This window comes from Microbacterium sp. CH1 (assembly GCF_001595495.1).
Taxonomy (GTDB): Bacteria; Actinomycetota; Actinomycetes; order Actinomycetales; family Microbacteriaceae; genus Microbacterium.
On record NZ_LOSO01000002.1, the window covers coordinates 142,257 to 152,017 of the forward strand.

Sequence of the window (9,761 nt, forward strand, 5' to 3'; positions counted from 1 at the left end):
GGTTCCTCGCAGTACTCGTGGGCGCGGGTTCTGTGCCGCAGCTCGCTCCGGCACTCGAAGCGACTGCGGCGGCGGGCGCCGCGGTGTGGTTCGGCGCGATGATGAAGCGATATCGCAACGCGCGCCGGCATTCCTCGCCGCCCGGGCCCACATCGTGATCCGCGGCCGGACTACTGTACCGAGATAGACCAACCGCCCCTGATCGTCGAGTCGCTGCAGAGTCTCACCGACACCGATGCCGCTGCATTGGCGTCGCTCCTGACGCCGCTCTCCGCGTCGGTCGACTTCGATCGCGCCCGCACCGAGGCGGTGATCGCACACGAGGCGACCGATCTCCTCGTCGCGCGCGATAGGGGGCGCATCGTCGGCACCGCCACTCTCGTGACCGCGCCTTCCCTGACCGGGCTCCGCGGGCACGTCGAAGATGTCGTGGTCGACGAGGCGGTACGGGGGCGCGGCATCGCGCGACTCCTCCTGGAGCACATGACTCAGCTCGCGCAAGAGCGCGGACTCCGGACGCTCGATCTCACCTCACGCCCGTCCCGAGAGTCCGCACTGCGGCTGTACGAGTCCGTCGGGTTCCGCAGGCGTGAGACGAACGTGCTCAGATTCAGCCCGACCGCGGACTAGTTACGCCGCGGTCCCCCGCAGCAACAGCACCACCGTCTCTTTGGTCGAGATGTGGCGGTCTCGCGGGCTGGTCTGCTTCCCGGTGGCGGAGGGCGACTTCTCAGCCCGAGCAGGTCAGACCGCGGCCGGCGGCACCGTCAAGACGTCACCGCCACACTCGTCGCCAGCATCACACGCCGACCGGGTCATGGCTTCCATCGTGAATTGCGCACGGACGCGGAGCGATTGGTGAGGTCGACGCCGATCGTAAAGGCAAGGAGGCCGATCACGAGGTACACCGGTAGCGCATCTCCGGCCGGGCTGTCGAGGTCGCCCGACGAGCCGAACCACGCAAGGACCCCGAACCACACCAGAACGGGAACGATGGCAAGAAGAGTGCCGAGCTTCGTGCCGACCCGCCCCACCAACGCCCCCCAGAGGAGAAGAGCTACGCCCACCGCGACATAAAGCATGATGTCTACCTCTAGCAGTTCCTCACCCACGGCCGCCACACACCCGCCGGCCCCGACACGATAACCGCGACCGTCGCGTCGCACAGCAATCCCGCGAGAGACTCAGCTCGCCGCGATCCCCCGCAGCAACCGCACCACCGTCTCCTCCACCCGCTCCGCACTTAACGGCTGCCCGATCAGCGCGGAGTACGACGCCATCGCAATGAACTGATCCGCAATCGCACCCGCATCCACGTCAGCCCGCACATCCCCCGCAGCCCGTCCGCGCGACACCCGCTCCGCCACCCACTCCCGGATCGGCGCCGCCAGCCGCTCGTTCAACACAAGCCCCAGCTCCGGATCAGCCGCCGTCACCTCGATGAGTGCCCGCGCGAGCGACACGCCCTCGGGTCGGGCCAGTCCCGCGGACACCGCCGTGAACCACGCGCGCAGGTCCGCGCCGAGGTCGTCCGTCATCGGCACGACGACATCCGCACCAGGGACCGCGCCTTCGAGCAGTGCCTCCCCGAGGATCGCGGCCTTCGACGGCCACCACCGGTAGATCGTCTGCTTCGACACCTCCGCCTCAGCCGCGAGACCCTCGATCGTCACGGCCTCGTACCCGTCTGCGGCGAGCGCGCGACGCATCGCCTCCAGCACGGACTGGCGGGCCTTTTCACTGCGAGGACGGGGCACCTTTCGAGCGTACAGAGGCGTACACTGGAACATAAGTAGACGCACCGTTGCGAAACCCGAGCAAGGAGAAAGAGCATGGCCCTCACCGCACACTCCACCATCGGCGACTGGATGAACGACCCCACCGGCGGCCCGCTCATCCGGGGCCTCTTCGAGCAGACGGGCGCCGACCCCGAGCTCCTCACCCCCGTGCTCGGACTCCCCCTGCAGCAGCTCGTCGCCATGAGCCAGGGCCAGCTCCCGCAGTCGGTCGTCGACGACCTCGTGCGCGCCGCGAACAACGGCGAGATCCCGGAGGACGACGCCTCCGAGGGCTGGACCGAGAAGGTCACGGCGGGCCGCTTCGCCGGCAAGACCGTCATCGTCACGGGCGCCGCCTCCGGCATCGGCAAGGCCACCGCCTCGCGCATCGCCCGGGAAGGCGGTCGCGTGATCGCCAGCGACATCGCGGCGGAGAAGCTCGATGCCCTCAAGGCCGAGCTGCCGGACGCCGACATCGTCACGGTCGCGGGCGACCTGACGAAGCAGGACGCGATCGACGCCGTCATCGCCGCTGCGGGCGACCGCATCGACGGGCTCGCGAACGTCGCCGGCATCAACGACGACTTCTCACCCGCCGGCGAGACCCCGGATGCCGTGTGGGACCGCGTCATCGCGATCAACCTCACCGCGCCGTTCAAGCTCATGCGCGCGGTCATCCCCGTCATGGAGAAGGCCGGCCGCGGCGCGATCCTCAACGTGTCGAGCGAGGCGGGCCTGCGCGGCAACGCCTCGGGCAACGCCTACACGGCCAGCAAGCACGGCATCATCGGCGTCACCAAGTCGGCCGCGTTCATGTACGGGCCGAAGGGCATCCGCGTGAACTCCGTCGCCCCGGGCGGCGTCGCCACCGGCATCCCGATGCCCCCGCACATGTCCGAGTACGGCTCCGGCCGCCTCGCCCCGTTCCAGCAGGCCATCCCGACCGTCGCGACCGCCGAGCACCTGGCCGCGTCGATCACCTTCCTGCTCTCGGACGACGCCGTGAACATCAACGGCGCGATCCTCGCCTCCGACGGCGGCTGGTCCGTGCAGTAACGCGACTCCATGGAACCGACGCCCCCGCCGACCCGAACGGCGGGGGCGTTCTCCGTCTCACACCACTCCGACGAGCTCCTCGCGCACCCACGCTTCGAGGGTCGTCGGTGTCGTCGAGAGGACGGACCGCTTCTGCTCCGCCGTGAAGTCGTCGCGGAGTCCGGTCGACATCCCGAGCACGGCCTCCGCCATCGCCTCCGGCATCCCCGCGGCACGGAGCCCCTGGCGCATCTCCTCGTCGTCGATGCGCTGCACGGTCACCTCTCGCCCGAGCTCGCGCGTCAGGATCGCGGCGACCTCGGCCCAGCTGAGGTCCGCGGGCCCGTGTACGGCCTGCACCCGCCGCCCCGTCCACTCCCCGTTCAACAGCGTGAGGGCGGCCACCTCCGCGATGTCGCGCGGCGCCACCCAGGGCATCCGGAAGTCGAGCGGGAGCACGGTGGCGAGCGTCCCTGCCCGCAGCGACTCGACGTCGAGCAGCAGGTTGGTGAAGAAGTAACCGCAGCGCAGATGCGTCACGTCGATCTCGAGCCCGTCGAGAGCGACCTCCGTGCCGGCCAGGCCGTCGATCTCGCCGACGCCGTGCTGCTTCTCCGCGCCGACGCTGCTCTGGAACACCACCCGCCGGACGCCGTTCGCCTGCACGGCCTGCACCAGGGCCTCGGTCGCACGGGCGTAGTCGGCGAGCGGGTCGTCGGAGAACACCGACGGATCCACCCAGTACAGGGCATCGACGCCCCGCGTCGCGGCGACGACCTCCGCCGCATCGTGCGAGTCGGCCTGCGCGATGTCGACGTAGGGGAGCAAGTCGGCGGCGATGCCGTCCGGGTTCCGTGCGAGCAGCAGGGGGCGGACGCCGGCGCGGATCAGCATCCGGGTGAGGTGGTGCCCGACGTGGCCGTTGGGTGTGGTGACAGCGATGCGCATGAGGGTCCTCTCGGTCGGTGTCGCTCCACGCTAAAGACAGATGCGGCCTGATTCCGGCCGCACCTCGCGCGATGATGGAGCCGTGGACGCCCCCTCGCACCGCGCCCTCCATCTGCTGTCGCTGCTGCAGACCGGCGGCGAGTGGAGCGTGCCCGACCTCGCCGCCCGCCTCGCGGTGAGCCCGCGGACGGTCCGCCGCGATATGCAGCGCCTGCGTGACCTCGGCTACGACGTCCACTCTCGCCCCGGTCCCGGCGCCGTCTATCGCCTGCGACCGGGGACACGCATCCCGCCGCTGCTCCTGGACGCCGACGACGTCACCGCGATCATCACCGGGCTGCTCGTCCTCGAAGCGTGGAGCCCGGAAGACCCCGCCGCCACCGTCGCCCGCGGGAAGATCGAGCAGGTCCTCCCACCGGGCCTCCGACGACGGGCCGCGGCGACGGCGCTGTCCACGCAGATCCTCCGCGCGGACGCGGCGCCCGCGGCGTGGGCTGCGGTCGGGACGCTCGCGGACGCGGTGGCCCAGGGTGGTCGGGTCGCCTTCACCTATACCGACCAGCACCACCGCGCTTCGGAGCGGGTGATCGCGCCGCATCGGCATGTCCTCCGCGGAGGACGGTGGTACGTGGTCGGCTTCGACATCGACCGCGACGACTGGCGGCTGTTCCGGCTCGACCGGATGCGGGAGGTGCGGACTGTGCCGGGGACGTTCGCGGCGCGGGAGTTCCCGTTCGCGTCGGTCGAGGACTGGCTCACGAGCGACTTCGGCCGGTCCGGAAGCTGATCCCGCGCGGCCGCGCAAGCCCCTCCGCGGGACGTGGATCCCCGCCGTACTCTCGCGGGCATGTTGAAGATCGTGTCGATCGTGATCCGCGTGGACGACCTCTCGGCCCAGACCGCGTTCTGGAAGGCCGCCCTCGACTACGTCGAACGAGACCCCGCGGAGGACGACTGGGTCGTCCTCAAACCCCGCGACGCCGACGCACCGTGCATCGCGCTCGACGCGCACCACTCGGAGCGTGTGCTGCCACCGCGCATCCACCTCGACATCTACGCGGAGGACCAGGCTGCCGAGGTGCAGCGTCTAGCCGGGCTCGGAGCACGGGAGGTGCACTGGGACGGCCGCCCCGACGATGCGGACTACATCATCATGGAAGACCCCGAGGGGAACCGCTTCTGCATCGTCGACCGTCCCGACTGGCGCGGGTGGAGAGCCGCGTGAGTCCGCGGTCTTCGTGCGGGCTCTCGCGGGTGCGGAGTGCGAAGAGGTTCCTGGGTGGGCGGGCTGAGGGGCATTACTGCACACGCACCTGGGCAGCGTGGCGCGTACGCCGTTGGCGAGTGCGAAAACGTTCCATGGCCGGCGGGACTATGGACGTTTCTGCACCCGCACCGGGTCCCGGGCGGCGCGCATGCCGTTGGCGAGTGCGAAAACGTTCCGGAGCGGGCGGGACCGGGGCTGTTTCTGCACCCGCACCGGTGTCCCGGACAGGCGCCGTGCAGGGAAGCGCAGAAACGTGCCGGAGCCGGGTGGCGGGAGGAGCGGTTCTGCGCCCGCACCAGACGTCAGGGGCGAGGCGTGCGGCCGCGAGGTCGCGGGAAGAAGGATCAGGGGGTATCCGGCGCGGTGGCACGCTCGGCGGCGAGGGCGCGGCGATGGGCAGTCAGCGCCGCCCGGACCGCCGAGTAGATGATCAACCACAGAAGCAGCAGCGCGAGGAGCGGGACGACCACGTAGACGAGAAGGAAGAAGACGGAGGCACCGGCGAACATCGCTCCAGCGTAGGGACGGTCCTGCTCCTCGGGAAGGCCCTGACAGGGTTCGGACCGCCGCCTTCCGAAGGAGAGTGCGAGAACGCCCCGGAACCGGCGACGGGAGGTGCGATTCTGCGCCCCCACTCGAGGGGCCGGCGTGGCTCCGGCGGTGCGAAGTGCAAGAACGGCCCGGAGCGCGCCACGGGAAGAGCGGTTTCGCACCCGTGGCGGGGCGTGCGTGGCGGGGCGTGTGCGGCAGGGCGTGTGCGGCGGGGCGTGCGCGACCGGCGATGGGGAGTGCGAAAACGAGCCGGAGTTCGCGCGGTGAGGTACGGTTCTGCACTCGCACGAGCGGGGCCTGAGATGTGGAGTGCGAAAAGGGTCCGGGAACCGCGAAGAGAGGGACGTTTCTGCGCCCGCACTGGCGCGACGCACCGGTGCCGCGCGAGAGCGGCCGGGCTAGGCGCGCGGGAGGCGGGCGCGGGCGGCGCGGACGAGGGCGGCGTTGCTCGGGGCGTCGGTGCCGTCCGGGAGGAGGAGGGTGTCCTCCAGGCCGATCCGCGTATCGAGGCCGAGCTCCCCCGCGAGGTCGAGGGCGGGCCAAGCCGACAGCTCCTCGCCGTGCAGCAGGATCGGCAGCTCGGGCTCCTCGCGCGCCACGTGGGCGATCAGCCCCTCGGCATGCGGACGGACGACGTCGGCGGCCTCCGCCGGCAGCTCCACGAGCACGCGCAGGCAGGCGCTACGGACCGGGGAGACCCGCCACGCCTCGAGCCCCGCCGCGTCCCAGATGCCCGCTTCCACGCCGATCCCCCGTCGATGCAGCGCCGCGGCCACCTCGTCGGCTCCGGCCTCGTGCCAGTTCACGGAGGCGTAGTCGGGGAGTTCCGTCCAGCCCTCGATGGCCGCGAGCCGTCGCGACACCTCCGGCTCGGCCCAAGCTCCGGTCGTCACGCCCACGGGCACGCCCGGCGCCGCGGCGCGGACGGCTCCGAGCCACCGCCGCACATCCTCGGGCGCCAGGGAGTCGCGACCGGCGGCGTCCTTCGCATGCACATGGATCTCTGCGGCACCAGCATCCACGGCCGCGGCGGCGTCCTGGGCCACCACCGTCTCGTCAGCGCTCAGCCACGGATGCTCCGCGACGTCCCTGGCACCGTTCACGCAGGCCTGCAGGATCATCCGCGACTCACCACATGAGGTCGCGCGGGTGCGCCTCGTTCGGAGCCACGTCGTCGGACGGCCCCTCTTCCGTGCGCACGAAATGCTGCACCTGACGCGCTGTCGCCGCGCCACGGCCGACCTTCACCGCCTCCTCCATCGACTCGAAGCTGCTGCCCAGCGTGTGCGACTCGCCCTGGATCCGGTTGAACCAGATGCCGTTGCGCGAGAACGTCTCGATGTCTCCTGCGGCCATGCCCTGCCTTTCGTCTCCTCCTTTCTACGTGAGGCGACCGACGACGAAGAGGCCCTTGACATGTCGAGTCGCCCCCGGGCGCGGACCCACCCCCTTCCGTGCATCCCGGCCCGTTGCGGTCGGCCGCAAGAGGCCGGGTCGACCGCAAGGGGGTGGGTCGGCGCTCAGGCGACGTCGAGCACCCAGGTCACGCCGAAGCGGTCGGTGAGCATGCCGAAGCCGGCAGACCACGCCGAGGCGGCGAGAGGCTCGACCACCGTCGCGGCGTCCGCGAGACGGTCCCAGACGGGCTGGAGCTCGTCGAGAGACCCGGCCCGCAACGACTGGAAGAAGGAGCGGTCGGTGATCGTCATCCCGTTCTCTCGGCGGGTGCTGCCTGCGGTCGCCGCGGGGTCGCCGTCGTTCAGCCCCGGGATGTCGTACGCCATCAGGCGCACCGGACCCTCCAGCTGCCCGAACACGATCTTGTCGAAACCGGGGGCCCCGTCCGGCATGCCGAACTGTCCGTACGTCGCCGCGGTCACCTCCCCGCCGAAGACCGACCGGTAGAACTCGAGCGCCTGTCGCGCCGTTCCGCGGAAGTTCAGGTGTGTGGTGGTCGTGATGGTCATGGTGTCCTCCGTCTCCGCGTCCCGGCTCTCGGTCCGCGCACCTTTCACGATCCCCGGGGTAGAGGTCAGTTTCTGTCCGCGACTGGACCCAGAATTGATCCATGTCCGGAACGTCCTCGCGCATGCTCGCCCTCCTGTCGCTGCTGCAGGCTCGGCGCGACTGGCCAGGGCACGCCCTCGCGGAACGCCTCGGCGTCACCCCGCGCACCGTACGGCGCGACATCGATCGCCTGCGCGACCTCGGATACCGGGTGGCCGCGAGCAAGGGCCCGTACGGCGGCTATCGCCTCGAGGCCGGCTCGGAGCTTCCCCCCCTCCTGTTCGACGAAGGCCAGGCGGTCGCCGTGGCCGTCGCGCTGCAGAACGCCGGAGCGGGAGGCATCGACATCGCGGAGGACGCCGAACGCGCGCTCGCGACGGTGCGTCAGGTCATGCCGTCCCGGCTACGGCATCGCATGGACGGCATCCGCTTCGCGGGAAATCCGCCAGAGCACCGCGTCGATCCGCGCGTCCTGGAGGTGGCGAGCGCCGCGGTCCGCGACCGCCAGGTGCTGCGCTTCGACTACGGGGACGCGGTCGACCGACCTCCGCGGCGGGCCGAACCGCACGCTGTCGTCGCGCGAGAAGGCCGGTGGTACCTGCTGGCCTGGGATCTCGACGCCGCCGACTGGCGCACGTACCGCCTGGACCGGATGAGACCGCGTGTCCCGATCGGGCCGACCTTCCCCCCGCGACCACTCCCCGCCGCGGACGCACAGACCTACCTCGCAGCCCGCGCGAAGGGCTCCACCACCCAGGACCGCTGGCCCTGTGTCGGCGTGGTCGTGGTGCAGCGGGAGGCCCGTGAGGTCGCTCCGTGGGTGGGCGACGACGAGGTCGAAGCCCTCCCGAACGGTACCTGCCGGCTCACCGTCGGCTCCTGGTCATGGACCGGGGTGCTCGCTACGGTCGCGCGTTTCGACGCGCCCTTCACCATCACCGGCCCCGAAGCTCTCCGAGAGGCCGCGGCCACACTGGGGACCAGGATCCTCGCGGCCACCGCCCCGGCGCCATGAGCGCGCTCGCTCACTGCGATGCGGAACGTCCCCGCTCCAGGTGCTCGACGGCCATCGAGGCGATGGGCGCCAGCGTCTCCGCTGTACCTCCGTCGAACATGGTGAAACGGATCCAATCCGATCCGACACGCACGTCCAGAGCCGAGCGTCCGTAGTAGTCGGTGCGGAAGGACGCCTCATCCGCGCCGTCGACCGGGACGGGCGTCCCATCCGCGAGGCCTTGGAACGCCCACGCGCCCGCCGGAAGCGTGTTGATGGTCAGGAAGGTCTCGTCGTTGTAGACGTCCTGCCCCTCCGCATACATGCAGTACTGCGCTCCGCTGCGGACGTAGTAGACCTCTGCCGGAACACCCCAGCCGCCCAACTGCGAGTGGTCGACGCTCTCCACGTGTTTCCCGAGTTGCTCGCCCAGTTCCTGAGCCGTCAGCAGGTCGTCGCAGGCGATGCCGAGGATCTCGCTCGACGCCGGCTCCACCGATCGCGCGGTGGCGGACGCCGGGCCGAGGAGCTCGACCAGCGCCCCGCGAACGCGGTCGGTGTCGCCCGCGGTGAGGGACGGAGAGGTGAGGGCCGCGCTCAGCAGCACGTCGCCGTCGCGCAGCATCGCGACGCATCGCCCCTCGTCGCACCACGCCTCTTCCGTCCACGGCGCATCCTCGAAGCGTGCGGTGACCCCGTCGACGATGGCCTGCGCTCCGGGAACGAGGAAGACCTCCCACGACTCCTGCGGCATGATGTCCGGGTCGTGAGCCTCCTGGTCTCCGGCCGAGCAGGCGACGCCACCCACGCGCTGCATCATGTGCTGCGCCGGCCCCGGGTACCAGCTGGGGGAGGACGTGAGAGCCAGCACTTCCTGCGCACCGACCGCCGGCAGACCGAGGCCCTCGACGACAGCGGCCACGTCCGCGCACGTCACGTCGAACGCCGCGTCCGGGGCGACGATCGGCTCCTCCGTCGGGGTCGGTGTCGGGGTCGGTGACGCGGCGGTCGTGCGGGTGGGCTCGGGCGTCGGCTTCGCGTCCGGGGCGCACCCGGCGAGAGCGAGGACCGCGACCAGCCCGACCAGGAGGAGGCGGGGGCGACGGTGCATACCCACACCCTAGGGCAGAAGCGTCCCGCCCGACCCGCGCCGGTAGACTGGACACGCCCCGCCGGCCCC

The 9,761-nt window shown here is 71.0% G+C and carries 13 protein-coding genes; 5 read left to right on the forward strand and 8 right to left on the reverse strand.

Annotated elements, in window-relative coordinates:
• Positions 1-246 precede the first annotated feature (246 nt).
• Positions 247-630, forward strand: coding sequence for a GNAT family N-acetyltransferase (locus tag AUV07_RS01540; RefSeq protein WP_231868165.1), 384 nt, complete (start codon positions 247-249; stop codon positions 628-630).
• A 185-nt stretch (positions 631-815) separates the two neighbouring features.
• Here AUV07_RS01540 and AUV07_RS01545 read toward each other — a convergent pair whose 3' ends face one another.
• Together AUV07_RS01545 and AUV07_RS01550 are read right to left on the reverse strand one after the other, a co-directional pair.
• Positions 816-1,082, reverse strand: a complete 267-nt coding sequence (locus AUV07_RS01545) for a hypothetical protein (RefSeq protein WP_062633270.1) — start codon at positions 1,080-1,082, stop codon at positions 816-818.
• A gap of 102 nt (positions 1,083-1,184) precedes the next feature.
• A complete protein-coding gene (locus AUV07_RS01550; RefSeq protein ID WP_231868166.1) occupies positions 1,185-1,757 on the reverse strand; it encodes a TetR/AcrR family transcriptional regulator in 573 nt (190 codons plus the stop codon).
• 75 nt (positions 1,758-1,832) lie between these two features.
• Here AUV07_RS01550 and AUV07_RS01555 point away from each other — a divergent pair, with 75 nt between their 5' ends.
• Positions 1,833-2,834, forward strand: a complete 1,002-nt coding sequence (locus AUV07_RS01555) for an SDR family NAD(P)-dependent oxidoreductase (RefSeq protein WP_062633272.1) — start codon at positions 1,833-1,835, stop codon at positions 2,832-2,834.
• A gap of 57 nt (positions 2,835-2,891) precedes the next feature.
• Here AUV07_RS01555 and AUV07_RS01560 read toward each other — a convergent pair whose 3' ends face one another.
• Positions 2,892-3,761: an NmrA family NAD(P)-binding protein gene (locus AUV07_RS01560; RefSeq protein ID WP_062633274.1), complete on the reverse strand. Its 870-nt coding sequence runs from the start codon at positions 3,759-3,761 to the stop codon at positions 2,892-2,894.
• Between the two features lie 82 nt (positions 3,762-3,843).
• On the opposite strand from AUV07_RS01560, the gene AUV07_RS01565 reads away from it, so the two are divergent.
• The gene (locus AUV07_RS01565; RefSeq protein ID WP_062633275.1) at positions 3,844-4,548 is read left to right on the forward strand and encodes a helix-turn-helix transcriptional regulator; all 705 of its coding nucleotides are present in this window, start codon (positions 3,844-3,846) and stop codon (positions 4,546-4,548) included.
• Positions 4,549-4,608: 60 nt separating this feature from the next.
• On the forward strand, positions 4,609-4,986 hold the full coding sequence (locus AUV07_RS01570; protein ID WP_062633277.1) for a VOC family protein: 378 nt from the start codon (positions 4,609-4,611) through the stop codon (positions 4,984-4,986).
• A gap of 386 nt (positions 4,987-5,372) precedes the next feature.
• Here AUV07_RS01570 and AUV07_RS17475 read toward each other — a convergent pair whose 3' ends face one another.
• The 4 genes from AUV07_RS17475 to AUV07_RS01585 form a co-directional block, all read right to left on the reverse strand.
• Positions 5,373-5,537 (reverse strand): hypothetical protein, encoded by a 165-nt coding sequence (locus tag AUV07_RS17475; RefSeq protein ID WP_157523851.1) that lies wholly within the window; start codon positions 5,535-5,537, stop codon positions 5,373-5,375.
• Between the two features lie 441 nt (positions 5,538-5,978).
• Positions 5,979-6,701 (reverse strand): 3-keto-5-aminohexanoate cleavage protein, encoded by a 723-nt coding sequence (locus AUV07_RS01575; protein WP_062633280.1) that lies wholly within the window; start codon positions 6,699-6,701, stop codon positions 5,979-5,981.
• A gap of 7 nt (positions 6,702-6,708) precedes the next feature.
• Complete coding sequence (locus AUV07_RS01580; protein WP_025104100.1) at positions 6,709-6,936, reverse strand: hypothetical protein; 228 nt, start codon at positions 6,934-6,936, stop codon at positions 6,709-6,711.
• A gap of 164 nt (positions 6,937-7,100) precedes the next feature.
• Positions 7,101-7,547 (reverse strand): VOC family protein, encoded by a 447-nt coding sequence (locus AUV07_RS01585; protein ID WP_062633384.1) that lies wholly within the window; start codon positions 7,545-7,547, stop codon positions 7,101-7,103.
• A 101-nt stretch (positions 7,548-7,648) separates the two neighbouring features.
• Between AUV07_RS01585 and AUV07_RS01590 the strand changes: the two genes are divergently transcribed.
• A complete protein-coding gene (locus AUV07_RS01590) occupies positions 7,649-8,602 on the forward strand; it encodes a helix-turn-helix transcriptional regulator (RefSeq protein ID WP_062633282.1) in 954 nt (317 codons plus the stop codon).
• 10 nt (positions 8,603-8,612) lie between these two features.
• On the opposite strand, the gene AUV07_RS01595 is transcribed toward AUV07_RS01590, so the two are convergent.
• Positions 8,613-9,692 carry a hypothetical protein gene (locus tag AUV07_RS01595; RefSeq protein WP_062633283.1) on the reverse strand — a complete coding sequence of 360 codons (1,080 nt, stop codon included), beginning with the start codon at positions 9,690-9,692 and terminating at the stop codon, positions 8,613-8,615.
• Between the last annotated feature and the right edge of the window lie 69 nt (positions 9,693-9,761).